Here is a 17971-nt window from a genome sequence, read left to right as displayed (position 1 = left end):
GGCCACTGATGAACGACGCCACTCGCCAACCCGCCCAATCCGCACCCGCTCCGTTGCTGGCGCGGCTACAGGCGCGCGCAACGCTCGCCATCGAGGGACTGCCCGCGGCGCTGGCAACGTTGACCGCCGGTCGCGCGCATGTCGTGTACGCCAGGCCGTCGCCCGCGCGCGATGCGCTGTTCTGGCAGACCGCCGCGTCGGCGCTGCGCGGCCCGGCCTCCGTGCTGTCGACGCGCAGCGCGGCGGAGATCGCCACGGCGCTGCGCGAGCATGGTCTCGATATCGATGTGAACCGCGCCATGCACGCACGCGCCAACCTGTGCGCATTGCGTCCGCAACAAGGCCGCCCGGGCATCGACGTCCTGCTCGACGCGCTGCAGGCGCTGGTCGATCAATGCGGCGCGCGCGGCACGGCGTTTCTGATCGAAGGCGCGGAGGCGTTTTTCAGCTGGCACGACGCCACGGCGCTGGCCGTGGAGGGCGCGCGGCTGGGCGACTGGTGTGCGCAGGAACGCTGCAGCCTGCTGCTGGTAGTGACGCCGCCCACGCTGGAGCCGGGACAGGCGCCATCCGACCTGCATGGCTTTCACGGCCGCTTTGCCGGCGCGGTGCAGCTCTCGCAGCAACAAGGCCAATACACGTGGGAAGTGGCGTTCTGGCGTGACAACCAGGCCGTGGTGGCCGGCGAGGTGATCCGCCTGCGCTTTGCGCCGCAGGAACACCGCCTGATGGTAGCGTCCGATACTTTTAGCGATGCCATCGAGGAAGCCGGCATGCTCGCGCCCGACGAGAACCGCGTGATCGTCAGCCGCGAGGCGGTGCTGCGTGAGCGCCATATCCCGGAAGATTGGCGCGTGGTCGACAGCAACGAGGCGGCAGTCGCCACCGCCAGCAAGTCGGTCGCCGCGACAGTAATCCTCCATTACGCGGGCAGTCGAGACCTGGAAACGCTGGCCGGCCAGGTGCATCGCCTGCGCCGCACCGCGGGGCGCGCGCTCAAGATCGTGATCCGCGAAGACCGCGAGGCCATGCGGCAACACTACGAATTATTGATGCTGAATCTGGGCGCCAATGCCGTGATTGCACAGCGCACGCCGTTTGCGCGCATGCAGGCGATGATCGACGGCTTGCAAGGCCAGGTGTTCTCGCGGCCTATCCTTGCCGACTATCGCAATGCCTTGTCCGCCGTGCTGACCACCACGACCAGCGGCTATGTCACCGCATCCACCTTTATCACGTTGGTGCGCGACGCGGTCGAGCGCAGCCGGATGATTCGGCTGCCGCATGTGTTGCTGCAACTGCCGTTGTTGCCCGAAAAGGCGCATATCGACGCACTGCGTGCTTGCCAGATGAACCGGGCCGGCGACCTTTGCACGGCCAGCAGCGACAGTCTCTACGCGTTCTTCTTCGCGTGCCGCATGGACGACGTCGACGCCGTATGCCAGCGCGTGTTCAAGCGACCCATGGCCGATCTGTTCCAGGGCGATCTGCGCAGTGGCGACAACGAATCGATCGCCGCCGTGCTGGGCCGCTTGGAGGCCGAGATCGCCGCATATCCACCGCCCGACTACAGCACCTGGCTGCCGTCGCCGGCCGCGCAGGAATCGTCCTCCCACATCGGCACCGGCGCCGACGCGGCCACAGAGCTCGACACCCCGCCGGGAGCCCCACCCGCGCCGCAGCCGGTATCGCCGCCCGTATCGCTGCCCTTGATCGCACCGCGCCGCGTCGGGCCACGCCCCGGGCCGCGCGCGCTACCCGAGCACCATCCGGTGCCGCTCAAACGACAGGACTGACGATGCCCATCTTTCTCGGCTACTTCGTTTGGGGACTGATCCTGGCCGCACCGCTGGCATGGCTGGCGTGGCGCTTCGACCTGCTGCGCTGGCTGCCGCGCTGGACCGCACCGCGCCCAAGGCGCGCGGTGCGCCTGCCGCCGCAGCTTGACGCCCTGGTAATCCGCGGCAAGCGCCAGTCCAATGGCGGAGGCCCTCGATGAAAACCGTGGCAATCGTCTCCACCACGGGCGGCGCCGGCCGCACCACGCTGACCGCCGAGCTTGCGGCGCTGCTGGCGTGGCGCAAGCACGCGGTGCTGGCGCTGGAATGCGACCCGCGCAATGTGCTCGGCTTTCATTTCGGGCTGCGCGACATTCCCGCCGCCGGCCTCGGCAGCCATCTGCAGGAAAACCCTGGCGCCGCATGGGCCGGCACGGGCCAGCGCAGCGACGACGACGTGCTGTTCGTGCCATGGGGCGACGACACGGCCATCGGCGTGATGGAACGCCTGCCCGCCAACTGGCTCGCGCGGCGCATCGATCAGGTCGACCTGCCGGCACGCGCGGCGGTGCTGGTCGATACGCCGCCATGGCCGTCGGCAGGCGCCAACCAGGCCATCGATGCAGCCGACCTGGTGCTGGTGCTGACGCCCGCGCAACCGGAAACCTGCCTGACGCTGCGACGGCTGGTGGATGCGCTGGCGTCGCGCGGCAAGACGGTCCGCTACCTGGCCACGCGACTGATGCCGGCGCGGCAACTGCAGGTCGATATCGTTGCCATGCTGCAAGCCATGGTGGGGCAGGACATGCTGCCTTATCACGTGCACGAGGACAGCAGCGTCGCCGACGCCCTGGCGCGCAGCGAGAGTTTCTGCCGCAGCACGCCGCATTCGCAGACCGCGCACGATTTGAACGGGCTGGCGTCATGGCTGTCCGCGTGGCTGGAATCGAACGACACGCGCGCGGCTGACGGCGATCCAGGCGGGAGCCAGTCATGAACGCAATCGCAAGCGGATGGCGACAATGGACCACCGCGGCGCGCGCACGCATTGCGCGCCGGCTCGGCGTGCAGGCCGACACGGGGAGCGCGCCGCATTTCGGGGACTGGCTGCTGCGCCTGTTCTTCCGGCCGCCGCGCCCCGGCAAACGCGACATCCCCGCGGAATGGAGCGCGCTGATCTACCGCCGCGCGAAGCTCCGGCTCGGCATCGGCAAGCGCGCGCATAGCGGTACGTGGGTCTGGCGGCTGTTCGTGCGGCCGCCCAAGCCGCGCGTGCGCCTGGCGGCCGATCCGCGCAAGCAACGGACCGAACAGGAACCTGCGCGCACGGGTTGGCTGCGCCGGGCGCTCGATCGCGTACTGGAGCCGCTGTGGCATCGCGTATCGCGCCTGCGGCACAAGATCGTGACGCGGCTGCCGCGGCCGAACTGGAATCGCGTGGGCTATGTATCGGAAGCGTTTTCGGCGCGCGTCGGAAAGATTCCGTTCGTGCTGCCGGTGTCGCTGGTGCTGGCCGCGATCGCGGTGGTGGCGGTCAGCACGACGCCGCTGCCGCTCAAGGAGCAGCTCACGCTGTTCGCCGTGGTGTGGATCGCGCTGGCCGTGGTGCGTCGCATTCCGGGACGGCTGGCGACGCTGACGATGATCGCCATTTCGACCCTGATGGCGGGCCGCTACATCTGGTGGCGATCCACGCAGACGCTGCAGTTTTCCACCGCGATCGAAGCGGCGGTTGGCTATGTGCTGTATGCCGCCGAAGTCTATACGTGGATCGTCCTGGCGCTGGGCTATCTGCAAACCGCGTGGCCGCTGCATCGCAAACCGAAGCCGCTGCCCGCCGATCCGCAACAATGGCCAACCGTGGACGTGTTCATACCGACCTACAACGAGTCGCTGAACGTGATCCAGCCCACTGTGTTCGCCGCACGCAGCATGGACTGGCCTGCCGACAAGCTGCGCGTGTACATCCTCGACGACGGTCGCCGCGCGCACATCCGCGAATTCGCCGAAGCGGCTGGCGTGGGCTACCTGACGCGCACCGACAATCGGCACGCCAAGGCCGGCAACATCAACGCTGCACTGCCTAAGACCGGCGGCGACTATATCGCCATCTTCGACTGCGACCACATCCCCACACGCTCATTCCTGCAGATGACGATGGGCGAATTCCTGGCCGATCCGAAGTGCGCGCTGGTGCAGACGCCGCACCATTTTTTCTCGCCCGATCCGTTCGAGCGAAATTTCGATACGTTCCGGCGCGTGCCCAACGAAGGCAGCCTGTTCTACGGGCTGATCCAGGACGGCAACGATTTCTGGAACGCCACGTTCTTCTGCGGCTCGTGCGCGGTCATCAAGCGCGAGCCGCTGCTCGAAATCGGCGGCATTGCCGTGGAAACCGTCACCGAGGACGCACACACCGCACTGAAGCTGCACCGGCTGGGCTACAACAGCGCCTACCTGCGCACCGTGCAGGCGGCGGGACTGGCCACGGAAAGCCTGTCCGGCCATATCGGCCAGCGCATTCGCTGGGCGCGCGGGATGGCGCAGATCTTCCGGCTCGACAACCCGATGTTCGGCCGTGGGCTGAAGTTTTTCCAGCGGCTTTGCTACAGCAACGCCATGCTGCACTTCTTCTACGGCATTCCGCGGCTGATCTTCCTGACCATGCCGATCGCGTACCTGTATTTCGGGCTGCATGTGATCAACACCTCCGCGCTGCTGATCACGGCCTATGTGGTGCCTTACCTGCTGATCGCCAACATCACCAATTCGCGGCTGCAGGGCCGCTTCCGGCATTCGTTCTGGGCAGAGGTCTACGAATCGGTGCTGGCCTGGTATATCGTGCTGCCCACCACCGTGGCGTTTATCAATCCGCGCGCGGGCAAGTTCAACGTGACGGCCAAGGGCGGGCAGATTGCCGAGGATTACCTGGACTGGACCATCTCCAAGCCCTACCTGGTGCTGCTGGGGCTGAACGTTATCGGCCTGGGCTGCGGTATCGCGCGCCTGCTGTTCTGGGGCACCGAGGAGCCGGCCACGGTGCTGATGAACATGGCCTGGGCGTTGTTCAACCTGATCATGCTGGGCGCGGCGGTGGGCGTGGCGCGCGAGGCGCGGCAGGTGCGCGTGTCGCACCGGATTCCGATGCGCGTGCCCGCCACGCTGTTGCTGCCCGACGGCCGCACGCTCGCGTGCAAGACGGAAAATTATTCGATGGGCGGACTGGGCGTGGTATTGCCGATCGATGTGCCATTGCCCGAAGGCGCGCGGGTTGGCCTGTGCCTTTCGCGCGGTCCGCGCACCTATCACTTCCCGGCGGTGGTCACGCGCCACGTCAATCGCCATCTCGGAGTTCGCATGGACAACCTGACCATCGAGCGTGAAACGCAGTTGATCCAGTGCACCTTCGGCCGGGCCGACGCATGGATCGACTGGCTCGACGACGAACGCGTGGACGCGCCGCTGCGCAGCCTCAAGGAAGTGATCGAAATGGGCTACCAGGGCTTGCTGCGCCTGTACGACGCGCTGATGGACGCCGTGGATCTGGTCGTCGCGCGGCGCCGCTCGCGCGTGCCCTGACTGCGACCGAATCCGCCTGTATCGAGACGACATGGGACTCTGGAATCTCTACTTCCTCACCAAGCTGTACTTGTTCCATACCGGGCAGATGAAGCCGGTTTGGATCCTCAACATCGCCCTCGCGCTGCTGTTGGTGGCGCCGATGGAATCGCGTCCGCTGCGGGTGATCCGGCAAATCCTGGCGATCGGCGTTGGCGCCGCGCTGGCGTGGCGCGAATCGACGCTGCCGCCGTTCGAGCGCGTGATCTCCCAGTTTTCCAATATCAGCGAGTTCACGCCCGCCTATCTGGTCGAATTGCTGCAACGCCTGGTGTCGATCCAGATGGTGGTGGCCGCGCTGCTGGTGCTGGGCGTCTATCTGCTGGTGAATCGCTGGCTGCGTACCACCACGTTCGTGCTGATCGCGTTGCTGGCCATGCCGTTCTGGTATGGGCTCGGGATTGGCACGCGCGGCGCTAGCGCGGCCGATGTGGCGCGCGCCGCGGACAGCCCGCGCGCGGACATCAACGCCACCAACAACTACGACGCCATCCTGGCAGCGTTCCGGCAACAGGAAGCGTCGCGCAGCGTCACTGTGGCGCCGTTGACGGCAAGCCCCGATGCCCAGTTCGACGTCATCCTGCTGCATATCTGCTCGCTGTCGTGGGACGACCTCGATGCGGCCAAGAGCCTGAATCACCCGTTGCTGTCGCGTTTCGATTACCTGTTCAAGAATTTCAGCTCGGCGGCCAGCTACAGCGGTCCGGCCGCGATCCGCGTGCTGCGCGGCGCGTGCGGACAGGAAGAACACAAGGCGCTGTACGATCCGGCGCCGGCCGAATGCCATATCTTTGCCGATCTGGCCCAGGCAGGTTTCACGCCGCATGTCCTGATGAACCACGATGGCCGGTTCGACAATTTCCGCTCGATTGTAGAAAGGGAAATGGGCGTGGACGGCCTGCATCCCGAGCCGACCGACGGCGTGCCTGTGGCGATGCGGTCGTTCGACAATTCCCCGGTGCTGGGCGATTTCGACACCTTCGATCACTGGTATCGGCAACGCCTGGCGCAGGCCGACAAGAAGCCGGTGGCGCTGTACTACAACACGGTGACGCTGCACGACGGCAACCGCCTGCCCGGCAAGCGCCTGACCAGCCTGGAATCGTATCCGTTGCGGCTCAAGAGCCTGCTCGACGATGTCGACCGCATCATCGACACCATCGCCAAATCCGGCCGCAAGGCCGTGGTGGTCTTCGTGCCCGAGCATGGCGCGGCACTGCGTGGCGACAAGAACCAGATCTCCGGCCTGCGCGAGATTCCCACGCCCAATATCATCCATGTGCCGGTGGGCGTGAAGCTGGTGGGCCTGCCGAGCAGCGAGACGCCGCAGCCGGTGACCATCGACGCGCCCATGAGCTTCCTGGGACTGTCGCAACTGGTGTTCAACCTGGTCGCCGACAGCCCGTTCCGGCAAGGCGCGCCCGCGCTGTCGCAATACGCGGCGGACCTGCCGCAGACCCAGATGGTGGGCGAGAACGAAGCCACGGTCACGATGAAACGCACCGAGGGCTACGTGATCCACACCCCGGACGGTGTCTGGGTCGAACAAAAATAGGCATCGTCATGGCCAAGCCAATCACCTCGCGCAAGGCGGCCATCGCCTACAACGACATCGACGCGCTGGCGCAATACGTCAGTGGCTTCGACGGCAGTCACTACTTCGACCAGCAGGGCGAAGTGGAAACGCGCCAGGCGGCGCAGCGCTGGCCGCTGCTGGCGCGCACGATGGGCTTGCAGTTGCGCGAGGACGGCGCGGCGCTGGCCGCCACGGACAACGCCGCGCCTGCGCGCACGGCCGACCGGGAGCCGTGAGGGCGGCGTACACACCCGGCCGGAACGCTAATGCCGCCACCCCTCGCGAGTAGGGCCTTAGCCGTTGATTTGCAAGGGAATTCGTCACGGAATCGACATAAAGCGTGCCTAGACTCTGGGCCACTTTCCAATTCCCTGCTCTCCTCGTCATGTCCGGCTTTCTGGTGGATCCTTCCGCTGCCCGACCACGCTTCCGGCAGCCATGCGCAGAGGATCTGGCCGTGCCTACGCCTTCGGTCACCACGGACCATTCCAACCAGGACGTGCTGGAAGTCTTCGCGATGCATCGCGAGCTGGCCTGCCTGCCGGTCACCGAGCAAGGCAGGCCCATCGGCTTGATCAACCGGTCGATCTTCCTGTCGCAGATGAGCAAGCCGTATCACCGCGAGCTCTACAACCGCAAAAGCTGCATCGCCTTCATGGACAAGGAGCCGCTGGTGGTGGACGCGTCGATGAGCATCGATGCGCTGACCTTTCGCACCGTCGAGTACGGCGAAAAGGCGCTGGCTGATGGCTTCATCATCGCGCGCGACGGCCAGTACATCGGCCTGGGCCAGGGCCTTCAGCTGATGCGCGTGGTGGCTGACATGCAGGCCGAGCGCAATCGTCAGATCATGCACAGCATCGACTACGCCAGCACGATCCAGCGCGCGATGCTGCGCACGTCGCGCGAATCCCTGGCGGCCACGCTGCCCGACGCCGCGCTGGTGTGGGAGCCGCGCGACGTGGTGGGTGGCGATTTCTATCACTTCGCCGCGTACCCGGACGGCTGGTTCGCCGCGCTGGCCGACTGCACGGGGCATGGGGTGCCAGGCGCATTCATGACGCTGATCGCGTCGTCGCTGCTGACGCAGGCGCTGGAACAACTGGGCCCGCGCGATCCCGGCGCGCTGCTGATGGCGGTCAATCGCGGCATCAAGCAGATGCTGGCGCAGAATGACCGCGAGCCGCGCCAGGTACTGGACGCCTCGGCGTCGGACGACGGCATGGACGCCGCATTCTTCTGGTTCGACAACGCTACCGGCGCGCTGACGTTTGCCGGCGCGAAATCGTCGCTGTTCGTGCTGCAGGCCGACCCCGCCGACACCGAGGGCGAGATCATCAACGGCGCCCGCATGGGTGTGGGCTATGTCGACACGGCCATGGATTTTGCGTGGGAAAACCGCACCGTGCCGACCCGCTCCGGAACCCTCGTGTTCGTCACCACCGACGGCTTGATCGACCAGATCGGCGGCCCTCGCGAGATCGCGTTCGGCAAGCGCCGCATGCGTGAAGCGATTTGCGCCCAGCGCCACGCGTCGGCCGCGCAGATCGGCGAAGCCGTGCTCGATGCGCATCGCGCGTGGCAAGGCGCGCAGCGCCGCCGCGACGACCTGACCTTCTTCTGTTTCCGCGCGCAATGAACCTCGCCGCATCGCGCCAGACCGCACCGCACATGACCGCCGCCTACTCGATTGACAAGGAATATGAGCCGTTCTTCCAGATGGCTCGGGAACGCAACGTGATCTTCTACTACGTCGGCTATTTTTCGCAGAACATCATTGCCGCCATGTCCGATGCGGTGCGCCTGCAACTCACCGTGAGCGGCGTGGATGGCACCACGCGGCGCAAGCTGTTTTCGTCGTTCGTGGAAATGGCGCAGAACATCGTGCACTATTCGTCCGATTCGCTCACGTCGCCCTCGCAGCCGGACGGCCAGCTGCGGCACGGATCGGTCTGCATCAGCATGGTGGACGAACACTACCGCCTGATGTGCTCGAACCCGGTTTCCTCGGCGCGCGTCGAACAATTGCGCGGCACGCTCGAGAAAGTCCGCACCATGACGCTGGACGAAATCAAGCGCGCATACAAGGAAACGCTGCGCGCCGACGCACCCGAAGGCAGCAAGGGCGCGGGGCTTGGCATCCTGACGATGGCACGCGATGCCAGCGCGCCCCTGGAGTACAACTTTCAGCCGATCGATACGGATCCGGTCTCGACGATGTTCCAGTTGGTCGCCACCATCTGATCCGCCGATCGCACAGAGCCAGACATGGAAAACCTGTTTATCGCCGCCACGCCAAGCTCGCCCGAGTTGAGCTTCGACTTCGCGCGGCACACGCTTTCGCTCAAGGGCGAGTCCTACCCCGAAAACGCCGCGGTCTTTTACGGCGAAGCGCTCGGCCGGCTGCGCAAGTACCTGGCCGAGTGCGACGACATGGACATCACCGTGAACGTTGCGCTGACCTATTTCAACAGCTCCAGCACCAAGATGCTGTTCAGCATGTTCGACGCGCTGAACGAAGCGGCCGAGAACGGCAATCGCGTGACGCTGCACTGGTTCCACGACGAAGACGACGACACGATCCTGGAATTCGGCCAGGAACTGCACGACGACTTTCCCGCCATCGACTTTGTCGACGAAATCACCACCAGCAGTTGAACGCGCCGCGCGAAGTGCCTCCTGCCGCAGCCATGTCGGAACCTGACCTGTTCGAATCGGAGAACAGCGTGCTGGCGCATGCCAAGGCCGTGTTCTGCGACGTCGACGCCGGCGAGGACGCCTACCGGCATACGCTCGGTCAACTGATCAGCTATTACGAACGACTGATGCGCGAAACGCGGCGGCTGATCCGGCGCAGCGACCGCGAAGAGCTGGAAATGAACCGGCTCAACCATCGGCTGCAGGAACTGGCGCAGGAACTCGAATATCGCGCCACGCATGACACGCTGACCGGTGCGCTGAACCGCGGCGCCGTGATCGACCGCGCCACCGCTGCGCTGGCGCGCGGCAGCCTCGCGTTGATCGTGCTGGACATCGACCATTTCAAGCGACTGAACGACGATTTCGGCCATCCGGTCGGCGATGCGGTGATCTGCGGGGTGACGGCGTGCCTGAAGGATACGGTCTGCGCCGAAGGCGTGATCGGCCGCGTGGGCGGGGAAGAATTCGCCGCCCTGCTGCCCGACTTCATGATCGACGAGGCCATCGCACTGGCCGAACGCATGCGCGAGGCCATCGCCGCATACCGCTTCCCGTCACCGGTGAACCGCCAGGTCACGGCCAGTTTCGGCGTGAGCTGGTCGCCGCAGGGCCGCACCTTTGAACATGCCTACGGCCGCGCCGACGAAGCGCTTTACGAAGCCAAGCGCAGCGGCCGCAATCGCGTGACCCGCGCCATCCTGGGCTAGCGCCCGATCCTGTCGGGATGCGTGGCGTAGTACGCCAGCACCAGCGACGCGGTAAACGCCATGCCGGCGATCGTGAAGGCCAGCAGCGTCGGCAAGGCAATGCCCCGTTTTTCATTCGACATGCGCGTCTCTCCCATTGTGCGAAGACCTACGCTGCATGGTAGTGGACGATCGCCAAGATTGCGAATCGCGATGCGGACCCGGCAGGCTTCGGCGCGCGACGGTGCGCACTGCCTCGCGGGCCATCGACGCCTATCCCTATGGCGACACAGGTGCACGCGACACCGCGGTCGCCCCGGTGGTGGGCGCCAGGACCTGTACGGCGTCCCGTGGCTCGGCGGCCTGATCGGGCGACATACGCGGCGGTTCTGGCGCGGGCGGCAGCAGATGATTCACCTGGCGCGACATGCAGCCAGTGAGCATCAGCAACATCAGTAAACCCACAAGCTTGCGTGGCAGCATGTTTCGACCTCCAAGGCGACGTCGTGAAAGCGCTCCCCCGGAAATCGTTATAGATGCATGCCACCACGTCGGCAACGGAACTTGCTGTCTGCCCGATGCAGCGCCGGCCCCGATTTTTCCGCTTCACCTCCGCCTCTGGACACCCGAAATGACTCTGCTATAATCGCGGACTTCCCGGAGAGATGGATGAGTGGTTTAAGTCGCACGCCTGGAAAGCGTGTATAGGTTAATAGCCTATCGGGGGTTCGAATCCCCCTCTCTCCGCCAGGACACCCATAAGAAAGCCCCACAAGTTGCACAAACTTGCGGGGCTTTTCTTTTTGGCCCGACGCGCGGCCAGGGGGGGTGGGCCACACGACATGCGCGGGGCCGATCCTTTCAGGAGCCGCCACATGATCGAGTACGTCTACAAGCTTGATATCCGAGACCCTTCCGTAATCCTCAAAGAAGGATTTTCCGGCGGGGCTACCAGCCACCTTGATCCACGGATCTACGGCAGCCAGACGATCCAGGCATGCCGGTCAGTGCTCGGACTCATTTCGTTCGGACTGGAGCGGATCAATGGCCGCAGCGGCGAGCGCGTCGAGCGTCCGCAATATCTTCCGCCGCGCCTTCGGCCCATCGGCAACGGGGTCCTTTACGCTTACCGTATCGACGTTCGCGGCCTCGAACACATCGAAGTCACGCCCGAACTTGGCTTCTCATATCCGACGACGCTGAACCACGCGGGGCACTTCAGCAACGGCGAGGACATCCGGCAACTGAACTATTGCTCGCCGCTGATTCCCTCGTTCCGCGGCCAGCGCGAGCCGTTTCGCGACATGGGCCGCGAAGCGAAGGTGTATCTGAAGGCGGCCCGCCACGCGCTGCGGCGCGCGAGGTATATCGAGGAAGTGGTGGTGCGCGGGCCGATTGCGCCGCGCCGCATCCAGCTGTATCAGGTGCTGCCCGCCACACCGGTCGGCCAACGTGTCGCCAACCGCTAGTGCACTGTCAGCCCTTGCGAAGATAGTTGACCAGCCGGTCGATCACCGGGGCGTTGCGCGGCGTGATCAGGCTGACCAGGATCGCCGCCGCGAATCCGGCCGGCACGCCGAACGCGCCCGAAGCGATCGGATCCACGCCAAACCAGCGGTCGCCAAAAATGCCGGTCATCCTGGTAAAGAACGGGTAGTTGACGAAGATGTAATAGACCGCCACGCCGAGTCCGGTGGCCATGCCGGCGACCGCGCCCGCCGCGGTGGTCCGCCGCCAGAAGATCGCCAGCACCAGCACCGGAAAAAAACTTGAAGCCGCCAGCGAGAACGCCGCGCCGACCAGGAACAGGATGTTGCCCGGCCGCAGCGACGTCACATAAGACGCAAACAGCGCCACGCCAAGCAGCACGATCTTCGCGGTGGTAACGCGGCGCTGATGGCTGGCCTGACGATCGATCATGTGATAGTAGACGTCGTGCGACAGCGCATTGGCGATGGTCAGCAGCAAGCCATCGGCGGTCGACAGTGCGGCGGCCAGCGCGCCCGCCGCGACAAGGCCCGAGATCACATACGGCAAACCCGCGATCTCCGGCGCGGCAAGCACGATCATGTCGGGCTGGATCAGAATTTCCGCCCACTGCACGATGCCGTCGGCATTCATGTCCCGGATCCCGAACACCGGCGGATCGACCTTCCGCCATTGCACCACCCATTGCGGTAACTCCGCGTACGGGATGCCGACCAGATGCTGGAAGAATTCCACCTTGACCAGCGCAGCCAGCGTGGGCGCCGATACGTAGAGCAGCGCAATACAGAACACGGCCCACGCTACCGAATTGCGCGTCTCCTTGACCGACGGCGTGGTGTATAGCCGCGTCAGGATGTGCGGCAGGCTGGCGGTGCCAACCATCAAGCAGAACACCAGCAGCACGAAATTAAGACGCCGCGTCTTGCGCTCCTGTTCCGATGCGGCGGGATAGGGTTCGGTGGACGACGTCGAAGGCTGGCTGCGCGCCAGCGCATGCTCGCGCGCCTGGCTCCACTGCTGCTGCGCGTCCGCCGCATCGGTCGGAAAGGCCTGCCGTTCGCGCTCGACGGCCTTGATCTCGCGTAGCGGCGCATTGCGCGCGCGCAGTTCCTGCAGCCGCGCGTCCAGTGCCGCCCGCTCTTCGTGGAACGACTGCGGCAGACGGGCGATGCGATCCTGCAGGTCGATTGCCTGCTGGCGGAATATCTCGCGCACCTGTTGCTCGGCCGGATCGCGATCGATACGCTTTTCCTCGGCGTCGATCTGCCTGAGAAGCCCGCCGTAGCTCACCTGCGGCACCACCTGCTGATGATGCTTCCATGCGATCAGAGACACGGCCAGCAAAAACGCCACGATCAGCATGATGTACTGCGCCACCTGGGTCCACGTCACCGCGCGCATGCCGCCCAGGAACGAGCAGACCAGGATGCCGGCGAGCCCGAAGAACACGCCGACGGCAAACTCGACGCCGATAAAGCGTGTGACGATCAGCCCGACGCCCTGGATCTGCGCCACGAGGTAGACGAACGAACACAGCGACGCGGCCAGCACCGCGATGGCCCGCACGGGAATATTGCCGCCCGGCTTGCCGTTGCCGTAGCGCGCGGCCAGAAAATCGGGAATCGTATAGCCGCCGTACTTGCGCAGGTATGGCGCCAGCAGGAACGCCACCAGGCAATAGCCGCCGGTCCATCCCATCACGTAGGCCAGCCCCTCGTAGCCCGACGCGAAGATGATGCCGGCCAGGCCGATGAACGACGCGGCGCTCATCCAGTCCGCGGCGATCGCCATGCCGTTGAACATCGCCGGCACGCGCCGGCCCGCCACGTAGTACTCGTTCAGGTCCGAGGTGCGGCAAATCAGCCCGATGCAGGCGTAGATCGCGATCGTGACAAACAGGAAGACATAGCCGAGCCACAGCGCATCCGCGTTCGAACGCTCCAGCAGCGCCATCATGCCGACGAAGCCGAACAGCCCGAGCGTGAACAGGCCGTAATAAAGCATCAGCCGTCGGCCAAAGCGCGACTGGGTGTCAGCCATCAGAAAAAGGAGTCATCGAGCAGACAAATGTGCCCGCGCCGGACAGCGCCGGGGCGGGCACAACGGTTGTCACGCAAGCGCCAAGCGCGCATGACCGGTGGATTACTGCGCTTGCTTCAGTTGGTCGAGGATGGCCGGATTCTCCAGCGTCGAGGTGTCCTGCGTGATCTCCTCGCCCTTGGCCAGCGACCGCAGCAGGCGACGCATGATCTTGCCGGAGCGCGTCTTGGGCAGGTTGTCGCCAAAGCGGATGTCCTTGGGCTTGGCGATCGGGCCGATTTCCTTGCCCACCCAGTTGCGCAGTTCGGCGGCAATCTTTACGGCCTCTTCGCCGGTCGGACGCGAGCGTTTGAGCACCACGAATGCGCAAATCGCTTCGCCGGTCGTGTCGTCGGGACGACCAACCACGGCGGCCTCGGCGACGATCGGGTTGGACACCAGCGCCGATTCGATTTCCATCGTACCCATGCGGTGGCCCGACACGTTCAGCACGTCGTCGATGCGACCCATGATCGTGAAGTAGCCGGTGTCCTTGTCACGGATCGAACCGTCGCCGGCCAGATACAGCGTGCCGCCCAGTTCCTCGGGGAAATAGCTCTTCTTGAAGCGCTCCGGATCGCCCCAGATGGTGCGGATCATCGACGGCCACGGACGCTTGATCACCAGAATGCCACCGCTGCCATTGGGCACGTCCTGGCCGGTTTCATCGACGATGGCCGCCATGATGCCCGGCAACGGCAGCGTGCACGAGCCCGGCACCAGCGGCGTGGCGCCCGGCAGCGGCGTGATCACGTGGCCGCCGGTTTCGGTTTGCCAGAAGGTATCGACGATCGGGCAGCGTTCCTGGCCGATGTTCTTGTAGTACCACATCCACGCTTCCGGATTGATCGGCTCGCCAACCGTTCCCAGCAGACGCAGGCTCGACAGGTCGTACTGCTTCGGGTGGATCTTCTCGTCGGCCTCGGCAGCCTTGATCAGCGAACGGATCGCAGTTGGCGCGGTGTAGAAGATGCTGACCTTGTGGCGCTGGATCATGTCCCAGAAGCGGCCCGCGTTCGGGAAAGTCGGCACGCCTTCGAACACGACCTGCGTGGCGCCGGCGGCCAGCGGCCCGTACGCGATGTAGGTGTGGCCGGTCACCCAGCCGATGTCGGCGGTGCACCAGAACATGTCGTCGGGCTTGATGTCGAACGTCCAGCGCATCGTCATCAACGCCCACAGCAGGTAGCCGCCGGTGCTGTGCTGCACGCCCTTGGGCTTGCCGGTCGAACCCGACGTGTAGAGCACGAACAGCGGATGCTCGGCGCTTACCGGCTCGGCCTCGCAGTGATCGGGCTGGCCGGCGGCGACATCTTCCATATAGCGATCGCGGCCCTCGGTCCAGTTCACCTTGCCGCCAGTGCGGCGATAGACCACCACATGCTTGACGGCCTCGCAGCCGCCCAGTGCGAGCGCTTCGTCCGCAATCGCCTTGAGCGGCAGCGCCTTGCCGCCGCGCATCTGCTCGTCGGCGGTGATCAGCGCCACGGCACCGACGTCGACCAGGCGCTCCTGCAGCGACTTGGCGGAAAAGCCGCCGAACACGACCGAATGGGTCGCGCCGATCCGCGCGCAGGCCTGCATCGCCACCACGCCCTCCACGGACATCGGCATGTAGATGACAACGCGATCGCCCTTCTTGATGCCGAGCGCCTTCAGGCCGTTTGCAAAGCGGCTGACCTTGGCCAGCAGATCCTTGTAGCTGACGTGCGAAACGCTGCCGTCGTCGGCTTCGAAAACAATCGCGGTCTTGTCGCCAAGGCCCTTCTCGATATTGCGTTCGAGGCAATTGTGGGACGCATTGAGTTCGCCGTCCTCGAACCATTTGTAGAACGGCGCGTTGCTTTCATCGAGCACCTTCGTGAACGGCTTGTGCCAGTGCAGCAGCTCGCGGGCATGGCGCGCCCAGAAGCCCTCGTAGTCCTTGGCGGCCTCGTCGCACAGGGCGTTGTAGGCCTCCATGCTCGGAATGGCGGCGTTCTTCGCGAACGACTCAGGGGGATTGAAAACGCGATGCTCCTGCATCACCGACTCGATGGCGGACATGGGTGTCTCCTGTTTGGCTTTGACTGCTTTGCGTGCAAGGTACGCCCGGCGCCTTACTTAAACCTGACGGTCCAACCCGACGATCATGACTGACAGGGCAGCCGATGCCGCAGTCATGCTGCGTCGCAACAGATCCGTCGAAAGGTCGACCGCGGCGGGAAAGCGGGGGCGCAAGTGCAGTCGGCTCTACTAAGTTAGCACAGCTATAATGCGCCGGTCGCGAATACCCGAACAGCGCGCACGCCCATTCATCGCGCCTGTCGCGTTATCCCTTTCTTTCCTTCCACGCCACCCTTTGCCGATCCACGCGCTCCTACTGATTGCGGCCATGGCCCTCGTCGGCAGCAATGTCGGACTGGGCAAATCGATCATCGCCGAAGTGCCGGTGCTGCTGTTCGCGCTGCTGCGCTTCCTGGTGGCCATCGTGTGCCTGTCGCCGTGGTATCGGCCCGCCCGGATGCGCCAGGTATCGCGCGGCGAATGGCTCAACCTGTTCCTGATGGCGTTCTTCGGCACCTTCATGTTCACGCTGCTGATGCTGGGTGGCGTGCGGCTGACCAGTGCGATGGCCGCCGGCGTGATCACGAGCACGATCCCGGCCACCGTGGCGATCCTGTCGTGGCTATGGCTGCGCGAACGCCTGTCCAGACGGACAGTGTTTTCGGTATTGCTGGCGGTGGCCGGCATTGCGGTGCTGAACATTGCGCGCGGTGGCGATCATGGCGCGCCGCAAGGCACCGCCAGCAACCAGGCGCTGATCGGCAACCTGATGATCCTGGGCGCGGTGTTATGCGAGTCGATCTACGTGATCCTGTCGCGCCGGTTGTCGCAGACGCTTGCCGCGATCGAAATCTGCGCATACACGCATCTGATCGGAGGCGCATTGATGCTGCCGCTGGGCATCGTGCCGCTGCTGACATTCGATTTCGCCGGCGTGGGCTTGACCACCTGGGCACTGCTGCTGTGGTACGCGTTGTCGGCCAGCATCTTCTCTTTCTGGCTCTGGATGAAGGGCATCCGCCATGTGCCCGCGCAGTTGGCCGGCGTGTTCACGGCAGTGTTGCCGGTGGCCGCGGCCGGATACGGCATCGCGGTGCTGGGCGAGCGGCCGGGCTGGGCTCACGGCGTGGCCCTCGGTTGCGTGTTGGGCGGCATCGCGCTGGCCAGCTGGCCCGGACCGATCGCGCGCCGCGCGCTGGGCGACCAGTCGGTACGGTGACGAACCGTTATCAGGCGGCGCCGCCGGGTGTTATCGGACGCACGGTACAATCGAACCACACTTCGATTGTCTTAGGACATTACCAATTCCCGCGTCCCATCCCATGGCAGACACTCCCAACCGACCGCTTCGTCCGATTCCCCGCATTATCTTTGCTTCGCGCTGGCTGCAACTGCCGCTATATCTTGGCCTGATCGTCGCGCAAGGGGTCTACGTCTATCACTTCCTAGTCGAGGTCTGGCACCTGCTGTCGCACGTCACGTCCTTCGACGAGACCAAGATCATGCTGGTGGTGCTGGGGCTGATCGACGTGGTGATGATTTCGAACCTGCTGATCATGGTGATCGTGGGCGGCTACGAGACCTTCGTGTCGCGGCTCGGCATCGACAATCATCCCGACGAGCCCGAATGGCTCGATCACGTCAACGCCGGTGTGCTGAAGGTGAAACTTTCGATGGCGCTGATCGGCATCTCGTCGATCCATCTGCTCAAGACGTTTATCGACGCCGAGCAGCGCAGCTCGCATACGATCATGTGGCAGGTGATCATCCACGTTGCGTTCCTGCTCTCGGCGCTGGCGATGGCCTGGGTGGACCGCATGGTGTCGTATCCGCACCCGGCGGGCGCGTCCGGCGGCGTGCCCGGCGCGCCGCAAAACGCACACTGACTTCGCGACTGGCGGGGCGAGGGCTGCCACCGCCGCAATACCCGACCAAATGTGTCGACGGCTGTATGCATTGCAACAGCCGTCGCCGCCACGGTGTATCATCCCGGGCTGTGT

Annotated in this window: 17 protein-coding genes and 1 tRNA gene; 14 read left to right on the top strand and 4 right to left on the bottom strand. The window is 64.9% G+C overall.

The genetic code is table 11. From position 1 onward, the window contains the following. Positions 1 to 8 precede the first annotated feature (8 nt). From bcsE to AC1RKI_RS17205, 10 genes are all read left to right on the top strand, one after another. Positions 9 to 1796 (top strand): cellulose biosynthesis protein BcsE, encoded by a 1788-nt coding sequence (gene bcsE / locus AC1RKI_RS17250; RefSeq protein WP_492794972.1) that lies wholly within the window; start codon positions 9 to 11, stop codon positions 1794 to 1796. A gap of 2 nt (positions 1797 to 1798) precedes the next feature. After that, complete coding sequence (locus AC1RKI_RS17245) at positions 1799 to 1999, top strand: hypothetical protein (protein WP_150981107.1); 201 nt, start codon at positions 1799 to 1801, stop codon at positions 1997 to 1999. Further along, the gene (gene bcsQ, locus AC1RKI_RS17240) at positions 1996 to 2775 is read left to right on the top strand and encodes a cellulose biosynthesis protein BcsQ (protein WP_150981108.1); all 780 of its coding nucleotides are present in this window, start codon (positions 1996 to 1998) and stop codon (positions 2773 to 2775) included. Before AC1RKI_RS17245 ends, bcsQ begins: the two co-directional genes overlap by 4 nt. Next, a complete protein-coding gene (gene bcsA / locus AC1RKI_RS17235; RefSeq protein ID WP_492794970.1) occupies positions 2772 to 5357 on the top strand; it encodes a UDP-forming cellulose synthase catalytic subunit in 2586 nt (861 codons plus the stop codon). Before bcsQ ends, bcsA begins: the two co-directional genes overlap by 4 nt. 31 nt (positions 5358 to 5388) lie before the next feature. Further along, positions 5389 to 6951: a cellulose biosynthesis protein BcsG gene (bcsG, locus tag AC1RKI_RS17230; RefSeq protein ID WP_061959755.1), complete on the top strand. Its 1563-nt coding sequence runs from the start codon at positions 5389 to 5391 to the stop codon at positions 6949 to 6951. An 8-nt stretch (positions 6952 to 6959) separates the two neighbouring features. Next, a complete protein-coding gene (gene bcsR / locus AC1RKI_RS17225) occupies positions 6960 to 7208 on the top strand; it encodes a BcsR/BcsP family cellulose biosynthesis protein (RefSeq protein WP_492794968.1) in 249 nt (82 codons plus the stop codon). Positions 7209 to 7357: 149 nt separating this feature from the next. Further along, positions 7358 to 8611 (top strand): SpoIIE family protein phosphatase, encoded by a 1254-nt coding sequence (locus tag AC1RKI_RS17220; RefSeq protein ID WP_244785627.1) that lies wholly within the window; start codon positions 7358 to 7360, stop codon positions 8609 to 8611. A gap of 32 nt (positions 8612 to 8643) precedes the next feature. Beyond that, a complete protein-coding gene (locus tag AC1RKI_RS17215) occupies positions 8644 to 9216 on the top strand; it encodes a SiaB family protein kinase (RefSeq protein ID WP_061959761.1) in 573 nt (190 codons plus the stop codon). A 24-nt stretch (positions 9217 to 9240) separates the two neighbouring features. After that, positions 9241 to 9630: a DUF1987 domain-containing protein gene (locus tag AC1RKI_RS17210; RefSeq protein WP_061959752.1), complete on the top strand. Its 390-nt coding sequence runs from the start codon at positions 9241 to 9243 to the stop codon at positions 9628 to 9630. A gap of 32 nt (positions 9631 to 9662) precedes the next feature. Continuing rightward, a complete protein-coding gene (locus AC1RKI_RS17205) occupies positions 9663 to 10379 on the top strand; it encodes a GGDEF domain-containing protein (RefSeq protein WP_150981113.1) in 717 nt (238 codons plus the stop codon). Here AC1RKI_RS17205 and AC1RKI_RS17200 read toward each other — a convergent pair. Both AC1RKI_RS17200 and AC1RKI_RS17195 read right to left on the bottom strand, forming a co-directional pair. Then, complete coding sequence (locus tag AC1RKI_RS17200) at positions 10376 to 10501, bottom strand: hypothetical protein (protein ID WP_263289587.1); 126 nt, start codon at positions 10499 to 10501, stop codon at positions 10376 to 10378. The genes AC1RKI_RS17205 and AC1RKI_RS17200 overlap by 4 nt on opposite strands. 136 nt (positions 10502 to 10637) lie before the next feature. Next, positions 10638 to 10841 (bottom strand): hypothetical protein, encoded by a 204-nt coding sequence (locus AC1RKI_RS17195; protein ID WP_061959751.1) that lies wholly within the window; start codon positions 10839 to 10841, stop codon positions 10638 to 10640. Positions 10842 to 11017: 176 nt separating this feature from the next. On the opposite strand from AC1RKI_RS17195, the gene AC1RKI_RS17190 reads away from it, so the two are divergent. Next, positions 11018 to 11108, top strand: a tRNA-Ser gene (locus AC1RKI_RS17190). Positions 11109 to 11233: 125 nt separating this feature from the next. Further along, positions 11234 to 11827: a hypothetical protein gene (locus tag AC1RKI_RS17185; RefSeq protein WP_492794964.1), complete on the top strand. Its 594-nt coding sequence runs from the start codon at positions 11234 to 11236 to the stop codon at positions 11825 to 11827. Between the two features lie 7 nt (positions 11828 to 11834). Here AC1RKI_RS17185 and AC1RKI_RS17180 read toward each other — a convergent pair whose 3' ends face one another. Continuing rightward, positions 11835 to 13886 (bottom strand): VC_2705 family sodium/solute symporter, encoded by a 2052-nt coding sequence (locus tag AC1RKI_RS17180; RefSeq protein ID WP_061959749.1) that lies wholly within the window; start codon positions 13884 to 13886, stop codon positions 11835 to 11837. Positions 13887 to 13988: 102 nt separating this feature from the next. Further along, entirely contained in the window at positions 13989 to 15971 is a 1983-nt protein-coding gene (gene acs / locus AC1RKI_RS17175; RefSeq protein WP_150981115.1) for an acetate--CoA ligase, read from the bottom strand. Between the two features lie 295 nt (positions 15972 to 16266). On the opposite strand from acs, the gene AC1RKI_RS17170 reads away from it, so the two are divergent. Then, positions 16267 to 17190, top strand: coding sequence for a DMT family transporter (locus tag AC1RKI_RS17170; protein ID WP_492794962.1), 924 nt, complete (start codon positions 16267 to 16269; stop codon positions 17188 to 17190). Positions 17191 to 17293: 103 nt separating this feature from the next. Beyond that, positions 17294 to 17857: a TIGR00645 family protein gene (locus tag AC1RKI_RS17165; RefSeq protein ID WP_492794960.1), complete on the top strand. Its 564-nt coding sequence runs from the start codon at positions 17294 to 17296 to the stop codon at positions 17855 to 17857. The last annotated feature ends 114 nt before the right edge of the window (positions 17858 to 17971 follow it).

The sequence above is a fragment of the Cupriavidus sp. GW822-FHT06G04 genome, from assembly GCF_058799075.1.
Note: the sequence above shows the minus strand (reverse complement) of the source record. Positions and strands in the feature narration are given on the sequence as shown.